This is a genomic window from Mycobacterium zoologicum (genome assembly GCF_020181635.2).
Taxonomy (GTDB): domain Bacteria; phylum Actinomycetota; class Actinomycetes; order Mycobacteriales; family Mycobacteriaceae; genus Mycobacterium; species Mycobacterium zoologicum.
The window spans coordinates 139,954-157,611 of the sequence record NZ_JAYJJS010000002.1 but is presented as its reverse complement, the minus strand read 5'-3'; the positions used below and the strand labels follow the sequence as shown (position 1 = coordinate 157,611).

Genomic DNA, 17,658 nt, shown 5'->3' with positions numbered 1-17,658 from the left:
AGCAGTGTGGCTCAGGCGCGGCACCGCAGCCGCCCGGATTTCCGGCCCGCGTCCGATGGGGGTAATCTGACCCGAGAAAATTAGGGCAGCCTTTACTAATACATGGGGGGACCGGATGGGCGGCGACGACACCTCGGCCGTCGCGCAGTTTCCGTCCTGGATCGGTCGCTTTCCCGGCCCCGGCCCGGCCACCCTGGTCTTCCCGCACGCCGGCGGCGCCGCGGTCAACTACCGCCCCCTGGCGCTGGCCCTTTCCGCCGGCGTCGACACCTACGTCATGCAGTACCCGCAGCGCGCCGACCGGTTTCGTGAACCGGCCGCCGAAACCCTGCCTGACCTGGCTCGCAGCCTGTTCGAGGCCGCGCCGTGGCACCACCTGGGTCCGTTGCGGTTGTTCGGGCACAGCATGGGCTCGCTGGTGGCTTTCGAGTTCGCCCGGCTCGCCGAAGAACGCGGCATCGCAATCCAGCGGCTGTGGGCCTCGGCCGGGCCGGCCCCGGGCGTGGTGGCCGGGCTGCGCAAGCTGCCCACCGGAGATGCGGACCTGCGCGCGGAGTTGGAGGAGCTCGGCGGCACCGACCCCCGCATCCTCGCCGACCAGGAGTTCCTCACGCTGCTGCTGACCCCGGTGCGTTCGGACTACCTGGCGTTCAACCGCTACAGCTGCGCTCCCGGGGTGAGCATCCGCGCCGACATCAACGTGCTCGGCGGTCGCTCCGACGACCGCGTGCGCCCCGACATGCTGGCGCGCTGGGCGGATCACACCACCGGCACCTCCACGGTCTCGCTGTACGACGGCGGGCACTTCTACCACTACGAGCACATCGAAACCCTGAGCAGACGGATCATCGCCGATGCCTGACCGGGTCGAGGATCCGGTCGTCATCACCGGGCTCGGTGTCGAGGCGCCCGGCGGAATCGACACCGCCGAGCAGTACTGGTCGTTGCTCGCCGACGGACGCGAGGCGCTGAGCGCCATCCCCGAGGACCGCGACTGGGCGGTGCGCGACCTGATCGACGGCTCACACCGCGACGGATTCAAACCCATCTACAACATCGGCGGATTCCTCTCCGGCGCAGCGGAATTCGACCCCGGATTCTTCGGGATCGCCCCGCGTGAAGCCATCGCCATGGACCCGCAACAACGAGTCGCACTGCGGGTGGCCTGGCGCGCGCTGGAAGACGCCGGCATCAACCCCGATGAACTGACCGGCCACGATGTGGGCGTCTACCTCGGCGCCTCGGTCACCGGCTATGGCCCCGACATGGCGCAGTTCTCCACCCACAGCGGTCACCTGCTGCCCGGCACCGCGCTGTCGGTGATCTCCGGCCGGATCGCCTACACCCTCGGGCTGGCCGGCCCCGCCCTCACCGTTGACACCTCCTGTTCGTCGGCGCTCTCGGCGCTGCACCTGGCCGTGCAGGCGATCCGCACCGGGGACGCCGACATGGCACTGGCCGGCGGGGTCTGCGTGATGGGCTCACCCGGCTTCTTCATCGAGTTCTCCAAGCAGCACGCGCTGTCCGACGACGGACACTGCCGGCCCTATAGCGCCGCCGCTACCGGAACGGTGTGGGCCGAAGGCGCCGGAATCTTTGTGCTGCAACGCAAATCGGATGCACTGCGCGACCGACGGCACATCTACGGCGAAGTGCTGGCCAGTCGGCTCAATCAGGACGGCCACACCGCCGGCCTGCTTACCCCCAGTGAGTCCGCCCAGCAGCGACTGTTCCGGCATACCCTGGCCGACGCCGACGTGAAGCCCGCGCAGGTCGGGATGATCGAGGGCCACGGCACCGGCACCCGTGTCGGCGACCCGGTCGAACTGCGGTCGCTGGTCGACGTCTACGGCACCGACACCGAGCCGGGCGCCGGCCCGCGGCTGGGCTCGGTCAAGTCCAACATCGGGCACACCCAGGCCGCGGCCGGGGCGCTGGGCCTGGCCAAGGTGCTGCTGGCCGCCGAACACCAGCAGATCCCGCCCACCCTGCACGTGCGCGACGGCTGGCACGCCGACATCGACCGGGACGGTCAGGGCATCGGTCTGGCCGAGACCCTCACCGCCTGGCCTGCCGGTGACGGCCGTCGAATCGGTGCGGTCTCGGCGTTCGGTATGAGCGGCACCAACGCGCACATGATCGTCGCGGTGCAGGACGCGCAGGCGGTCCCGTGCTGAGTGCCCACCCGAGTACCCTGCCCGACGGCCGCATTCCGGTCGTCATCTCCGCGCACGCCCGCGATCTGGTGCAGGCCGAGGCCGCCGCACTGATCCGCTACCTGCAGCAGCACCCGGCCGGAGTCGAAGCCGTCGCCCAGACGATGCGGGCCACCCGATCGATCCGGCGGTATCGCGCCGTCATCCGCGCCCGCGACACGGCCGAACTCGTCTGCGGCCTGGAGGCGATCTACCGCGACGCCGATCACCCGTTGGTGGCCCGATCGGGGCATCAGGAACCCGCCCGCACCGCCTTCGTGTTCCCCGGCCAGGGCAACCAGTGGCCCGGCATGGGCGCCGACCTGCTCGGCATCGCCGCCTACCGGACCGAGGCGGACCGCTGCGACGCCGCGTTCCGCCGGGCCGGTCACGCCTCACCGGTGGCCTACCTGCGCGGCACCGACGACCCGGACCCGGTGGTGGTGCAGGCCGCCCAGTTCACCCACGCCGCGGCGTTGGCCGCCACCTGGCGCCACTTCGGTGTGCCGCCCGACCTCACCGTCGGCCACAGCCTGGGTGAATTCGCCGCCGGCTACACCGCCGGAGTGGTGGACCTGGACTCCGCGGCGGCGGCGGTGATCGCCCGGGCGGAGTTGACCGATGATGCTCCGGGCCGGTACGGCATGGCGATGATCGCGCTGGGCGCCGAGCAGGCCGCCGAGTTCATCGCAGGTGTCCCGGGCTGGCTGGAGCTGTCGGTGGTCAACGGCCCCGAGTCGGTGGTGGTGTCCGGCGAATGGTCTGCGGTGCAACAGGTTCTGCAGCGCGCCGACCGGCGTGCGCTGTTCGCCCGGGAATTGGCGGTGCGCTACCCGGCGCACACCAGCATCCTGGATGCGCTGCGTGAACGCATGCTGAGCCGGCTTCCCGACGCCCAATTCCACAACGCCCCGGTGGAATTCATCGCCTCGGCCTATGGCGGGCCGATCCCGGCCGGAAAGACGTTCCGGCAGTACTGCTTCGACAATCTGCGTCAGCAGGTGCGGTTCGACCTGGCCACCGCCGCCGCGGTCGAACGCGGCGTGACCACCTTCGTCGAGATGTCGGCGCACCCCACACTGCTCGTCCCGCTGGCCGACACCGCCGCCGCAGCGCAGGTGCTGGGCAGCACCGACCGCGACCACCCGGCGGCCGAGGCGCTGGCCGCCAATATCGCCGCCGCGGCGATCGCCGACCCCGGCTACCGCTGGCGGGATTTCGCCGCACCGGAATCCGTTCCGGCACTGCGGCACTTCCCGCACGCGCCGATGCACGCCACCCGGCTGTGGGCCGGCGCCGAATCCAGCGCGCAATCGCCGGTGGTCATGGCCGAACGGTGGATGGCGGCCGGGGACCCGGGGCAGCGCCCCACCGGGGTGGCCGTCGTCGACTACAGCGGCCAGTCTCCGGAGCTGGCCGCGCAGCTGTCCGCGGCCTTGGATGCCGGCCACGAACGGGACGCCGAATTGCTGGTACTGGTCGCGCCGCCGGCCGCCGCCGGTGACGTCGCGACGGCAGCGGCGGAGTTCACCGCACACGCGGCCGCCCAGACCGCGAGGACGCCGGGCACCCGGTGCCGGCGGGTGTGTCTGGTGACCCGCGGCGCCGAACAACTCGATACCGACCCGCCACCGCAGCCCGGGGCTGCCGCGCTGGCCGCGCTGCACCGCAGCACCGGATTCGGCTACCCCGACCAGACTTTCGCCCACCTGGACCTGCCGGTAGACCCGACCCCCGCCGACCTGTCGGCTGCGGTCACCGCCCTGGCACTGACCGACACCGAGGTGGCGGTCCGGGCCGGGCGGCCGGCGGTGCGCCGGCTGTGTGCGGCCCCGGCCACCGCTGGGGCCCCGGCCATCCCGGAAACCGTCGTGATCACCGGCGGCACCGGCGCCATCGGCATGGCGTACGCCACGTACTGCGCCGAACACGGGGCCCGGGACATCACCCTGCTCAGTCGCAGTGGCTCAGGCGAGACCACTGCGGCACTGCTTGACATGCTTCGGTCGAGCACCGGGACACGCATCACGGTGATCCGTTGCGATGTCACCGACGCCGCATCGCTCGCGGCGGCTATCACCGAGCACCACCCGGCTCCGGCCGGGCTACTGGTGCACACCGCCTCGGCGGAGGCGGTCGCCACCGACCGGATCACGCCGGACGCGGTTCGTGATGCCTTCGGCGCCAAAGTGATCGGGCTGGACAACCTGGTGCGGGACTGGCCGCGACACCCCGATGCGGATGTGCTGGTCTGCTCGTCGGTGCTGGCGCTGTGGGGTGGCTCGGGGCACGGCCTGTACGCGGCGGCCAACCGGATGGCTGATGCCCTGGTGGGGCGGCTGCGAGCGAATGGACTGCGCGCCAACTCGATTCGCTGGGGCCTGTGGCGAAGCGTGGCCGTGGTCAATAGCCAGGAGAAGGACCGGATCGCGCGGACCGGACTGACCCCGATGCCGCCCGAGGCCGCGATCACCGCGGGGCTGACGGCGCAGGCCGACGACCCGGTGATACTGGCCGCCGACTTCGACCGGCTGGCGGTGTTCTTCGACAGCCAAGGCGTGCCCTGGCCGTTCGACCAGTCACCGGGGGCAGCACCCACCGACGGCGGCCCTGACCGCCCGGTTGGCGAGGTGGTGGCCGCCGAGCTCGCTGCGGTGCTGGGCCTGGAGCACCCCGACGACGTCGACGAGCACCGGGCGCTGGTCGACCTGGGCCTGGATTCGCTTCTCGCCCTGGACCTACGCAAACGACTCGGCCGGGCCACCGGCAGGCGAGTGGCCCTAGGACCGCTGCTCGCCGGAATCACCGCGGCTCAACTGACGGCTGTGCTCTCTGATGAGACCGCGCCGGCAGCGGGGGCGGAAAGGACTGTCTTCACCCATGACTGACACCGGCGGTTTAGCGAGGCTCGACGAAGGAGAGGCGAAGCTGGAATCGCCGTATGACACCGTCGAGCAGGCCGGCGATCAGCGGCTGGAACTGCTGCGCCGCCGGCTGGCCGAGCGCGGACTGGCCGCCACGCCCACCGGGCAGGCCACCGAGCCTGCCGCTGCCACCATGAACGACGGGCAGCGCCGGATGTGGTTCGTCCAAGCCCTCGACCCCGACGGCACCGTCGCCAACATCTCGGTGTCCTACCGGCTGACCGGCACGCTGGACTCCGACCGGCTGCGCACCGCCCTGGCCGCGGTGGCGGACCGGCACCCGTTGCTGCGCACCACCTACGTCGTCGACGAGACGGGCGAACCCCAGCCCAGGATCGCCGAGGTCACACCGGGCTTCGCCTACCATGACCTCTCCGAGCTGGCCGGCCAGGCCCGCACGCTGCGGCTGGAGGTGCTGGCCCAGCGCGAGTTCGCCACCCCGTTCCGGCTGGACGCCGACGCCCCGTTGCGGCTCAGCCTGATTCGGGTCACCTCCGACGAACACGTGCTGCTGTTGGTGGCCCACCACATCGCCTGGGACGACGCCTCCTGGGCGGTCTTCTTCGCCGACCTCACGCAGGCCTACACGGCCCCGGAGGCCTTCGCCGCGCGCCCGGTCGCCCACGTGCTCAACGCACCGGTGCACACCGATCACGCTGCGGACCTGGACTATTGGCGCACCCTGCTCGCCGATCCGCCCGACCCCCTGGAACTGCCCGGCCCACGGGGCTCGGCGGTGCCGCACACGCTGCGGGCCGGGTTGTGCACCAAGACGCTGCCCGCCGAGCTGATGGACGGCATCACCGAGCTGGCACGCAGCAACGGCGCCACCCCCTACATGGTGGTCGCCGCGGCGCTGTCGGCCTTGATCCAGCGCTACACCGGCACCGACGACTTCCTGATCGCCTCACCGGTGCTCAACCGCGCCGCGGGCACCGAGGGCACCATCGGCTACTTCGGCAACACCGTGGTGCTGCGCGCGAAAGTCGACATCGCCGCTTCGTTCAACGACCTGCTGGCCCGAACCCGCGACAGCGCACTGGGGGCCTTCGCGCACCAGGGCATCAACCTGGACCGGGTGGTCCGCGAACTCAATCCCGACCGCCGGAACGGGGGAGCGGAGCGACTCACCCGGCTCAGCTTCGGCTTCCGCGCCGGCGGCGGCGAAGGCTTCGCTCCGGACGGGATCACCTGCGCCCGAGCCGAATACCGCGGAAAGATCGCCCAGCTGCCGCTGGGGATCATGGTGGAGGCCGGCGCGGCCGGTGCGCTGATCGAAGCCGAGTACCTGCTAGACGTACTAGACGAGGCATTGGTGGACCAGCTGCTGCGGCACCTGGTGCAACTGTTGGGCGCGGTGGTGGCCCAGCCGGCGGCGACCGTCGGGGAACTCGACATGCTCGGCGACGCTGACCGGGCCTGGCTGGACACCGTCTCGCGCGGACCGGATTTCACCGCCACTCCGACCACGCTGGGTTCGCTGGTGGCCGACCGGGCGGCACTCACCCCGGCGGCCATCGCCGTCGTCGACGACCACGGCCGCTACAGCTACGCCGAGATCAACGCCCGCGCCAACCGGATCGCCCACCACCTGATCGCCTCCGGGATCGGCACCGAGGACAAGGTCGCGGTGCTGATGGGCCGCTCGCTGGATCTGGTGGTCACCGCACTGGGCATCGCCAAGGCCGGCGCCGCATACGTGCCCGTCGACCCCGAATACCCGCCGGACCGCATCGAGTTCATCCTCGGCGACGCGCGGGCCGCCCTGGTGCTGCGCGAGCCGCTGGACCCCGCGGTGCTCGCCGAACAGCCCGACACCGACCCGACCGACGCCGACCGGGTGCGCCCGCTGCGGCCGGAGAGCCTGGCGTATCTGATCTACACGTCGGGCTCGACCGGGCTGCCCAAGGGTGTCGAGGTCGCCCACGCGCCGATCGCGGAGTACTTGGCCTGGTTCGGTGGCGAGTACGGCATCGACGAGACCGACGTGCTGCTGCAGGTCGCCTCGCCGAGCTTCGACGTGTCGGTGGGAGAGTTGTTCGGCACCCTGGCCAACGGTGCCCGCCTGGTCATTCCACGCCCGGACGGGCTGCGCGACATCGGGTATCTGACCGACCTGCTGCAGCGCGAAGGCGTGACGGCCATGCACTTCGTGCCGTCGCTGCTGGGCCTGTTCCTGTCACTGCCGGGGGTCAACCAGTGGCGCACCCTGCGGCGCATCCCGATCGGCGGCGAACCGCTGCCCGGTGAGCTCGCGGACAAGTTCCACGCCACCTTCGACGCCCTGCTGCACAACTTCTACGGGCCCACCGAGACCGTGGTCAACTCCACCCGCTTCAAAGTCGAAGGCACCCAGGGCAATCGGATCGTCCCGATCGGCAGCCCCAATATCAACACCACCGTCCGGCTGCTCGACGGCACCCTGCAGCCGGTCCCGGTCGGCGTGATCGGCGAGATCTACATCGGTGGAACACACATCGCACGAGGCTATTTCGACCGGCCCGGACTGACCGCGGAGCGCTTCGTCGCCGACCCGTGGGCCGCCGGGCAGCGGCTGTACCGCACCGGCGACCTGGCGCGCCGCAACGCCGCCGGAGACCTGGAGTTCATCGGCCGCGCCGACGACCAGGTCAAGGTGCGCGGGTTCCGGATCGAACTCGGCGAGGTGGCCGCGGCCATCTCGGTGGACCCGAGCGTCGGGCAGTGCGTGGTGGTGGTCTCTGATCTGCCCGCGCTGGGACGCAGCCTGGTGGCCTATGTGACGCCGGCCGGGGACTCGCAGGACACCGTCGACATCCCGCGGATCCGGGCCCGGGTGGCCGCCGCGCTGCCGGAATACATGGCCCCGGCGGCCTACGTGGTGGTCGACGACATCCCGATCACCGCGCACGGCAAGATCGACCGCGCCGCACTGCCTGACCCGCAGCCGCCGGAGACCGCGCCCTACCGCGAGCCGGCAACCGACACCGAACGCACGGTGGCGGAACTGTTCTCGCAATTACTCGGCCGGGACCGGGTCGGCGCCGACGACTCCTTCTTCGACCTCGGCGGGCACTCCCTGCTGGCCACCAAACTGGTGGCGGCGATCCGAGCCCGGTGCGGCGTGGAGATCGGCATCCGGGACATCTTCGAGTCCAGCACGGTCGCTCGACTGGCCACCGCCATCGATCTGGCAGAAGCCACACCGCGGCGCCCGCCGCTGGTCGCGGTGCCGCGAACCGGGCCGTTGCCGGTGTCTGCGTCGCAGCTGCGGACCTGGTTCGCCTACCGGCTCGACCCCGATGCGACCGGCGACAACATTCCGTTGTCGGCCCGGCTCACCGGCCCCTGTGACACCGCGGCCCTGATCGCCGCCCTCGGCGACGTGATCGCCCGCCACGACAGCCTGCGCACCACCTTCGCCGAGATCGACGGACTGCCCCATCAGGTCATCAACCCGGTCGCACCGATCCAGGTGACCGAATCGCACTGCCCGGCAACCGATGCGCAGGCGGTGGCGGACTGGACCCGCGACCGGCTCGACGAACAACGTGGCCTCGGGTTCGACCTCGAGCAGGACTGGCCGATCCGCGCCGCGCTGCTGCACCTACCCGACGACGAACGGGTGCTGTCATTGGTGGTGCACCACATCGCCGCCGACCACTGGTCGGTCGAGGTGCTCTTCACCGACCTGCTGATCGCCTACCGGGCCAGGACCTCCGGTGCCGAACCATCCTGGGCGACACCGGAACTGCAATATGCCGACTTCGCGCATTGGCAGGGCGAGTTGCTGCGCGACGAATCCGGACTGATCGATGCGCAGCGCCGCTACTGGATCGAGCAACTGGCCGGACTGGCCGACGACACCGGCCCGCGGCCCGACTTCCCCCGCCCGGCCACCGCGAACGGCTCCGGCGCCTCTGTGGCGTTCACCGTCACACCGGCGGTGCGGGCCGGGCTGGCCGCACTGGCCCGGGATACCGGCGCCACCGAGTTCATGGTGGTGCAGGCCGCGGTAGCGGTGCTGATGCACCTGGCCGGCAGCGGCGACGACATCCCACTCGGGGTGCCGATCGCCGGTCGGACCGACAACGCCCTGGACAACCTGGTCGGGTTCTTCGTCAACATCGTGGTGCTGCGAAACCGACTGTCGGGCAACCCGACTCTGCGCGACGTGGTGCTGCGGGCGCGGGAGGCCGCATTGGGTGCCTACGCGCACGCCGACCTGCCGTTCGACCGTCTGGTCGAAGCCGTCAACCCGGTGCGGACGCTGTCGCGCAACCCGCTGTTCCAGGTGGTGGTGCACGTGCGCGACGCCGCCGACGTCACGCACGTCGTCGGCAGCGGCGAGGGCGGCGATCTGGTGTTCCGCACCGTGATGCCCACCTTCGACATCGCACACGCCGACCTGTCGGTGAACCTGTTCGCCACCGCGGGCAACGAGGACGGCGCCGGCGGTCCCGGCTATGACGGCCACCTGATCTATCGCACCGACTTGTACCAACGCGAGACGGTGCAGCGGCTGGCCGACTGGTTGGGCCGGGTGCTGGAGGCGATGGCGAGCTCGCCGGGGCGCAACCTGCGTGACATCAGCCTGGTCGACGATGATCAGCGCCGGCTGATCCTCGACGAATGGAGCCGCGGCGCACAGGCTCCCGACACCGATCCGCGCACCATCGCCGAAGTCCTTGCCCCCAGCCGGGAGTTCACCGGCGTCGCGGTGCGCTGCGCCGGGGAGCAGCTGAGCTACCCGCAACTGCACAGTCGTTCCGACCGGCTGGCCGAACTGCTGATCGAAAACGGCGTGCGGCCCGGCACGTTGGTGGGCCTGTCGGTGCGCCGCGACCTGGACCTGGCGGTGGCGCTGGTCGGCATCATGAAGGCCGGTGCCGGCTACTTCCCGCTGGACCCGAGCTATCCGCGGCAGCGCCTGGAGTTCATGGTCGACGACATCAAGCCGCGGGTGATCGTCGTCAGCTCCGGCACCCGTGAGCTGATGCCGGCCCCCGACGGGGTGACGCTGCTCTGCCTCGACGACGCCGCCGTGCAGACCGAACTGGCGAAAGAGGCTGCGGGTACCGGGCTTCCGGTCCCGCACCCCGACCATCCGATGTTCCTGGTGTTCACCTCCGGATCCACCGGAACGCCCAAGGGCGTACTGGGAACCCATCGTTCGATGAGCGCTCGGCTGAACTGGCAGCTGGCCCACTATCCGGTGGCCGGTGATGACATCCGGCTGGCGCAGTCCTCGATGACGTTCCTGGAGGGCGGCATGGAGATGCTGGCCGGGCTGGCCGCCGGGGCGACCATGATCCTGGCCGACGACACCACGTTCCGCGACCCCGAGGCGCTGGCCCGGCTGATCGCCGACGAACGGGTGGCCCAAGTGACCGCCGTCGCCAGCCTGATCTCGGTACTGGTCGACGCTGAAACCGACCGAGGCCGTGAAGGCCTCAGGGGTCTGCAGCGCCTGGTGTGCAGTGGTGAACCGGTGTCGGCGGATCTGCTGGCCCGGCTGGATGCGGTGCTCGGCCCGGACACCCAGCTGCTCAACAACTTCGGAGCCACCGAGACCTCCGGCGCGGTGGTGCGCGGCGCATTGGCCGCGCCCACACCGAAACTCGGCCGTCCCACGCCAGGCGCGCAGGCCTACCTGCTCGACGACGCGCTGCAGCCGGTGCCGCCGGGTGTGGTCGGTGAGGTCTACTACGCGGGCCCGCAGATCGTGCAGGGCTACTGGCGCCGGCCCGAACTCACCGCGACCCGGTTCGTGGCGAATCCGTACTCGGCCGATCCAGGCGACCGGCTCTACCGCAGCGGTGACCGGGCACGGTGGAGCACCGACGGGGTGCTGGAGTTTGTCGGCCGCACCGACCATCAGGTCAAGGTGCGTGGCTTCCGGGTCGAGCTGGCCGAGGTGGAGGCCGCGCTGCGGGCCGCCCCCGGCGTGGCCATGGCCGCCGCCCGCACCTGGGAGCTGCGGGGTGTCACCACGCTGGCCGGCTATCTCGTCCCGGCCGAACCGGTGGACGACGTTGTACGCGGCGGTTCCAACTTCGCCTCTCCTTCGTCGAGCCTCGCTGAACCGCCGGCGGAATTCATCGCCGCCGTGCGGTCTTCGGTGGCCGCGACGCTGCCCGGCTACATGGTGCCGGCTTCGCTGACGGTGCTGGAGGCGTTGCCGCTCACCGATTCCGGGAAGCTGAACCGGCCCGCGTTGCCGCTGCCGGCGGTGGCCACCCGCGGCGAGGCCGACCCGCCGGTCACCGCCACGGAGAAGACCCTGGCCGGGATCTGCGCCGAACTGCTGGGCGTCGACGCGGTCGGGCGCAGCGACGGGTTCTTCGAACTCGGCGGCGACAGCATCCTGTCGGTGCAGCTGTCCGCCCGAGCCCGGGCCGCCGGCCTGCAGGTCGACCCGCGGATGATCTTCGAGCACCCGACCTTCGCCGAGCTGGCCGCCGCGGTCGACGCCGCCGAGAATGCTCCCGAGGTGGCAGACTCCGCGTTCGCCCCGATGAGCGTCTCGGGACTCAGCGGAGAAGCATTGGCCGATCTCACTGCGGCATGGGGCGATTCACCATGACCGAGACGACAACTCAACGCGCGACCCCGCATCTCGAGGACGTGCTGGCGCTGTCCCCGCTGCAGCAGGGGCTGTTCTCGCTGGCCAAGCTCGTCGCCGACGATGTGGACGCCGGGGCGGACGGCGTCGATGTCTATACCGTGCAGTTCGTCATCGACATCGTCGGAGCCGTCGATGCCGGACTGTTGCGGCGCAGCGCCGAGACCATGCTGGCGCGGCACGCGAACCTGCGGGCATCGTTCTGGGACGTGGACCTGCCGCACCCGGTGCAGATCGTGCCGGCGCAGGCCCGGTTGCCGTGGCGCGAAATCGATGCGATGCCGGACGAATTCGATGAGATCGCGCATTCCGAACGCACCACCAACTTCGATCTGGCCCGCGGGCCGCTGCTGCGCTTCGTGCTGGCCCGCTGCACGCCCGAACAGCACCGGCTGATCATCACGGTGCACCACCTGCTGCTCGACGGCTGGTCGATGGCGGTGTTCTTCGACGAGATGGTGGCGATCTACCGCGCCGGTGGTGTCGACCCGCTGCCCGCACCGCGGCCCTACCGCGACTACATCGGCTGGCTGGCAAACCAGAACACCGAGGAAGCCGTCGCGGCCTGGCGCGACTACCTGGCCCCGCTGGGCACCCCGGCGATCCTGGCCGACGGCGGGAAGGTCGAACTCGGCGGCAGCACGGCGCGCACGCACGAGGTGGCCCTGGACCGCAGTGACACCGACCGGCTCACCGAGTGGGCCCGCCGAAACGGCTTGACGCTCAACACCGTCCTGCAGTTCGCCTGGGCGGTGCTGCTCAGCCGGCTGACCGACCGGACCGAGGTGGCGTTCGGCACGGTGGTCTCCGGACGGCCCCAGCAGCTCACCGGCGTCGAGACCATGGTCGGGCTGTTCATCAATACCGTTCCGGTGCTCGCATCGACTTCCCCCGGAGCCGAAGTCGTCGCGACCTGCCAAGCCTTGCAACGCGATACGGCCACCATGCGCGACCTGGGCTACGTGAGCCTGGCGACCGTGCAGCGCGCCGCCGGCAACACGCTGTTTGACACCCTGCTGGTGTTCGAGAACGCCCCGCTAGGCTCGGCGACCGCCGGGGTCACCACGCCCGACGGGGTGCGGTTCGTCCCCGTCACCGTGGAGAGCCTCACCCACTACCCGCTCACCGTGGTCAGTTCCCCGCCCCGCGACGGCCGGCTCACCGTGCTGCTCGAGGCGATACCGGGGGCGCTGGGGGAGCTGTCGATCCCCGATCTGGGGCAACGGCTGCTGCAGGTGCTGCGCCAACTGGTCGAACCGGCGCGTCGCCGCATCACCGACCTGGATGTGCTGCTGCCCGCCGAGCGGGCCCGCCACGCCGAACAGCCGGCGGCACCGGCGATGTCGGTGCCCGCATTGTTCGCCGCCGCCGTCGCGGCTCACCGCGACGCCCCGGCGCTCACCGGCGAGGACCGCTCGCTGACCTATGCCGAGCTGGCCGCCGAGGTGGACCGGCTGGCCCGGGCTCTGGCCGGGCGCGGCGTGGGCCCCGAGGACCGGGTCGCGATCGCGCTGCCGCGCTCACCGGATTCGGTGATCGCGATCCTCGCGGTGCTGGCGGCCGGGGCGGCATACGTCCCGATCGACATCAGCCTGCCGACCGCGCGCATCGAGTCCATTCTGCGCCAGTCCGATCCGATACTGACCCTCACGGCCGAACTGCTCGCCGAGCTTCGGTCGGACACCGCCGAACTGCGTCCCACGCCGACGGTCATCCACCCCGACTCCGCGGCCTACGTCATCTTCACCTCCGGCTCCACCGGGGAGCCCAAGGGCGTGGTCGGCACCCACCGTGCGCTGGCGTCGTACTTCGCCGACCACGAGCGGCGCATGTACGCTCCCGCGGTGGCGGGGCTGGGCCGGAAACTGCGTGTGGCGCATGCCTGGTCGCTGAGCTTCGACGCGAGCTGGCAGCCGCTGGTCGGTTTGCTCGGCGGCCAGACCGTTCACCTGTTCTCCGCCGAGGAGATGCGCGACGCCGAGGCGATCATCGACGGTATCCGCCGGCACCGCCTGGACATGATCGACACGTCGCCGTCGATGTTCACCCAACTGTTCGACGCGGGCCTGCTGGACGCCGAATCCGACCACCGGCTCACGGTGCTGGCGCTCGGCGGGGAGGCGATCACGCCGCACACCTGGGCGCGGCTGCGTGCGGCGCCGGCGACCGCGGTCCACAACTGTTACGGGCCGACCGAAACCACCGTGGAAGCCGTCGTCGCCGCCGTCGCCGACACCGATGTGCCGGTGATCGGGGAAGCGGTGCGAGGTATGACGGCCTACGTGCTGGATTCGGGGCTGCGGGAAGTGCCCGACGGGGTGGCAGGCGAGCTGTACCTGTCCGGTGCGCAGGTCACCCGCGGTTACCAGGGCCGGGCCGGTGCGACCGCAGCCCGCTATGTCGCCGATCCGTTTCGCGCCGGTGCCCGGATGTATCGCACCGGCGATCTGGTGCGGCGACGCGTCGACGGCCGGCTGGTCTATCTGGGTCGCGCCGACGACCAGGTCAAGGTGCGTGGCTACCGGGTCGAGATCGCCGAAGTGGAAGCCGCACTGTCAGCCAGTCCCGGTGTGGCGGCTGCAGCGGTGCTGCCGCTGGGTAGCGGCACCGGCACCCGGCTGATCGGTTTCGTCACGGGCCCGGCCGGTGCGGACCTGCCGCAGCTGCGGGCCCACGTCGGAACCCGGCTGCCGGTCTACATGATGCCGGCGCGTCTTGTCGCGGTGGACGCAATGCCGTTGACCGTCAACGGAAAACTGGACACCGAAGCGCTACTCACCCAGGCCGGCAATGTGGCCGGTCACGACGCCGGCCGTGCACCCGAGACCGACACCGAGCGGGTGCTGGCGGCCGCGCTGGCCGAGCTGTTCGACGGCGTCGCACCCGGCGTCAGCCACGACCTGTTCGAACTGGGTTTGGACAGCATCGTGGCGATCTCCCTGGTGAACAAGCTGCGTGGGCTGGCGGTGACACCGCGGCTGGTGCTCAACAATCCGACCATCGAGCTGCTGGCTGCCGCAATCGATCTCGCGGAGGCGACACCCGGGTTGCCCGCGGTCGCAGGCGCGGACCGGTTCGGCGAGGTGGTGCCGGCGCCGATCGTGTCGTGGCTTTACGAATACGGGGGCTTCCGCCGCCTGGCGCAGAACATGCTGATCACGTTGCCGCTGGGAATCGATGCGGCGCAACTGGAGACGGCGTTGCAGGCGGTGCTGGACCGCCACGACATGTTGCGTGCCCGCCTCGATGCCGTCGACGGTGACTACCGGCTCGTCACGAGGCCGCCCGGTGTGGTGGCCGCGGCCGACATCCTGACCCGGGTGAGCGGGCCGGTGTCCGATTCATTGGCCCGCCACGCCCGCGAGGTGGTGGACGGTATCGATCCCTTCGCCGGAGCGATGGTGCGGGCGCTGTGGTGTGACGACGCGCCGCAGAGCCAACTGCTGCTGGTGGTGCACCATCTGGCTACCGACGTGGTGTCCTGGTATGTGTTGCTGGCCGGGCTCGCCGCGGCCTGGGAACAGCCCGGTGACTCCGAAACACCCTGTCTTCCAAGCGAGTACACCACATATCGGCAGTGGACACACGCACTGCACGAGCACGCCCGGACTGCGGAGGTGGCCGGGCAGCGCGACTACTGGCTGGCACAGTTGGGCGGGGCAGACCCGGCACTGGGTGCCCGGTTGGCCGATCCGGACCGCGACACCTGGGACTCACTTCGGACTACCGATGCGCTGAGCGAGGTGCACGACACGGCGGTGATGCTGGACAAGGTGTCCGCAGCGGGCGTCGGGGTGCGCGAATTCCTGTTGACCGCACTGACGATGACGCTGACGGCTTGGCGGGCCAGGCGTGGCCAACCCACCGATGACGGCGTGCTGGTGGCACTGGAGGGCCACGGCCGCGAAGACGACCAGCTGCCCGGGCTGGACTCGTCGGCCACGGTGGGCTGGTTCACCAACGTGTTCCCGGTCCGCCTCGGCGGTGCGGCACCGGTGGACATCGAATCGGCAGGCCGCGACCCGGCGGCGGCGCGTGCCCTGCTGCGCGCGGTGTGCGACCACGTCGGGGCGGTGCCCGGTAACGGGTTGGGCTACGGCTTGCTGCGCTACGTCTGCCGGGACCCCGAACTCGCCGCCGCGCGGCAACCCCAAGTGGAGTTCAACTACGTCGGCCGGCTCGACCTGACCCCGCAGGCGGCGCCCTGGACACTGTGCGCCGATCCGGGGTTGAACGCGTTGCTGCCGCTGGTGTCCGAGCCCGATCTGCCGCTGCGCTACACCTTCGATGTGATTGCGGCTGTGCAGGTCGGGGCGGCCGGCCCGCAGCTGCGGACGACCTGGTGCTGGAGCGAGGAACTGACCACCGAGGCGGAGGCCGCCGACCTGGCAACGCTGTGGTGCGACGCGGTGAGGATGCTGGGGGAGGCGCTGTGAGCACGCTGGCGGTGGTGGGTGCGGGCGCCAAGGCGGTCGCGGTGGCGGCCAAGGCCGCGGTGCTGCGGGAGATGGGCGTCGAGGCACCCGATGTCGTCGCCGTCGAACGCACCGAGGTGGCCGCCAACTGGCGGGCGGCCGGCGGCTGGACCGACGGCGCGCACCGGCTGGGCACCAGCCCGGAGAAGGATGTCGGCTTCCCGTACCGATCGACGCTGGTGGCCGGCCGCAACGCCGAGATCGACGAGCGGATGACCCGCTACAGCTGGCAGTCCTACCTGATCGCCACCGGCCAGTTCGCCGAATGGGTGGACCGGGGCCGGCCGGCGCCGACCCACCTGCGATGGAGTCAATACCTGCGCTGGGTCGCCGACGCGGTCCGGCTCACGGTGATCCCCGGCGAGGTGGACCGATTGGCGGTCGACGGCCAGGGCTGGTCGCTGACCACCCGGGAGACACGGGTGGCTGCCGACGCGGTGATGATCACCGGCCCGGGACAGGCCGAGAAGTCGATCCTGCCGGGTAACCCGCTGGTGCTGTCCATCGCCCAGTTCTGGCACCGGGCGGCCGCCGACCGGATCAGCGCCGAGCGTGTCGCGGTGATCGGCGGCGGAGAGACCGCCGCGTCGATGCTCAACGAACTGTTCCGGCATCGGGTTTCGACGATCACGGTGATCTCGCCGCAGGTGACACTGTTCACCCGGGGCGAGGGCTTCTTCGAGAACACCCTGTTCTCCGACCCGACCGACTGGACGGCGCTGACGCTGGCCGAGCGACGTGATGCGCTGGCCCGCACCGACCGCGGGGTGTTCTCCGCGCGGGTCCAGGACGCACTGCTGGCCGATGACCGGATCCGGCACCTGCGGGGCAGGGTTGCCCACGCGGTGGCCCGTGACGGTCGAATCCGGTTGACGCTGAGCACTAATCGCGGTGGTGAGAACTTCGAGACCGTGCACGGCTTCGATCTCGTCATCGATGGCTCCGGAGCGGACCCGCTGTGGTTCGTCTCGCTGTTCGGCCAGGACACCCTGGATCTACTCGAACTGGGCCTGGGTGGGCCGCTGTCGGGTGACCGGCTGGCCGAGGCCATCGGTCACGACCTGGCCGTCGCGGGTGTGGCCCCGAAACTGTTCCTGCCCAACCTGGCCGGACTCACCCAGGGACCCGGCTTTCCCAACCTGAGCTGCCTGGGGCTGTTGTCCGACCGGGTCCTGGGCACCCACCTTTACGCTGCGCCACCGATACCGAGGAGAACCGATGAGCACCAATCCCTTTGACGACGAGAACGGCAGCTTCTTCGTTCTGGTCAACGACGAGGAGCAGTACAGTCTGTGGCCGACCTTCGCCGATATTCCAGCAGGATGGCGAGTGGTCTACGGAGGTGAACAGGGTGCCGCGCGAACGGCCTGTTTGGAGTATGTCGAGCAGCACTGGAACGACCTGCGGCCCAAGAGTCTTCGTGATGCCATGGCGGCTGATCGCGGGTAGTCTCGGCTGAT

7 protein-coding genes are annotated in these 17,658 nt (G+C 70.6%); all 7 read left to right on the top strand.

Annotated features, from left to right (window positions below):
* Positions 1-115: 115 nt before the first annotated feature.
* Genes K6T84_RS02250 through K6T84_RS02220 form a run of 7 tightly spaced genes read left to right on the top strand, consistent with a single transcriptional unit; the run spans position 116 to position 17,647 of the window.
* Positions 116-862, top strand: a complete 747-nt coding sequence (locus tag K6T84_RS02250) for a thioesterase II family protein (RefSeq protein ID WP_224865251.1) — start codon at positions 116-118, stop codon at positions 860-862.
* Positions 855-2,177 carry a beta-ketoacyl [acyl carrier protein] synthase domain-containing protein gene (locus K6T84_RS02245; RefSeq protein ID WP_225401784.1) on the top strand — a complete coding sequence of 441 codons (1,323 nt, stop codon included), beginning with the start codon at positions 855-857 and terminating at the stop codon, positions 2,175-2,177. The genes K6T84_RS02250 and K6T84_RS02245 overlap by 8 nt, the downstream gene beginning before the upstream one ends.
* Entirely contained in the window at positions 2,171-5,083 is a 2,913-nt protein-coding gene (locus K6T84_RS02240; RefSeq protein ID WP_225401785.1) for an SDR family NAD(P)-dependent oxidoreductase, read from the top strand. Before K6T84_RS02245 ends, K6T84_RS02240 begins: the two co-directional genes overlap by 7 nt.
* Positions 5,076-11,684: a non-ribosomal peptide synthetase gene (locus K6T84_RS02235; RefSeq protein WP_225401786.1), complete on the top strand. Its 6,609-nt coding sequence runs from the start codon at positions 5,076-5,078 to the stop codon at positions 11,682-11,684. The genes K6T84_RS02240 and K6T84_RS02235 overlap by 8 nt, the downstream gene beginning before the upstream one ends.
* Complete coding sequence (locus K6T84_RS02230; protein ID WP_225401787.1) at positions 11,681-16,159, top strand: non-ribosomal peptide synthetase; 4,479 nt, start codon at positions 11,681-11,683, stop codon at positions 16,157-16,159. Before K6T84_RS02235 ends, K6T84_RS02230 begins: the two co-directional genes overlap by 4 nt.
* Complete coding sequence (gene mbtG, locus K6T84_RS02225; RefSeq protein ID WP_224865256.1) at positions 16,156-17,436, top strand: NADPH-dependent L-lysine N(6)-monooxygenase MbtG; 1,281 nt, start codon at positions 16,156-16,158, stop codon at positions 17,434-17,436. Before K6T84_RS02230 ends, mbtG begins: the two co-directional genes overlap by 4 nt.
* Positions 17,417-17,647 (top strand): MbtH family protein, encoded by a 231-nt coding sequence (locus tag K6T84_RS02220; RefSeq protein WP_224865257.1) that lies wholly within the window; start codon positions 17,417-17,419, stop codon positions 17,645-17,647. Before mbtG ends, K6T84_RS02220 begins: the two co-directional genes overlap by 20 nt.
* Positions 17,648-17,658: the final 11 nt, after the last annotated feature.

Bases quoted from the DNA above. Each gene is read 5' to 3' on its own strand.
- K6T84_RS02250 (WP_224865251.1), top strand. From the start codon at position 116: ATGGGCGGCGACGACACCTCGGCCGTCGCGCAGTTTCCGTCCTGGATC.
- K6T84_RS02245 (WP_225401784.1), top strand. From the start codon at position 855: ATGCCTGACCGGGTCGAGGATCCGGTCGTCATCACCGGGCTCGGTGTC.
- K6T84_RS02235 (WP_225401786.1), top strand. From the start codon at position 5,076: ATGACTGACACCGGCGGTTTAGCGAGGCTCGACGAAGGAGAGGCGAAG.
- K6T84_RS02230 (WP_225401787.1), top strand. From the start codon at position 11,681: ATGACCGAGACGACAACTCAACGCGCGACCCCGCATCTCGAGGACGTG.
- K6T84_RS02220 (WP_224865257.1), top strand. From the start codon at position 17,417: ATGAGCACCAATCCCTTTGACGACGAGAACGGCAGCTTCTTCGTTCTG.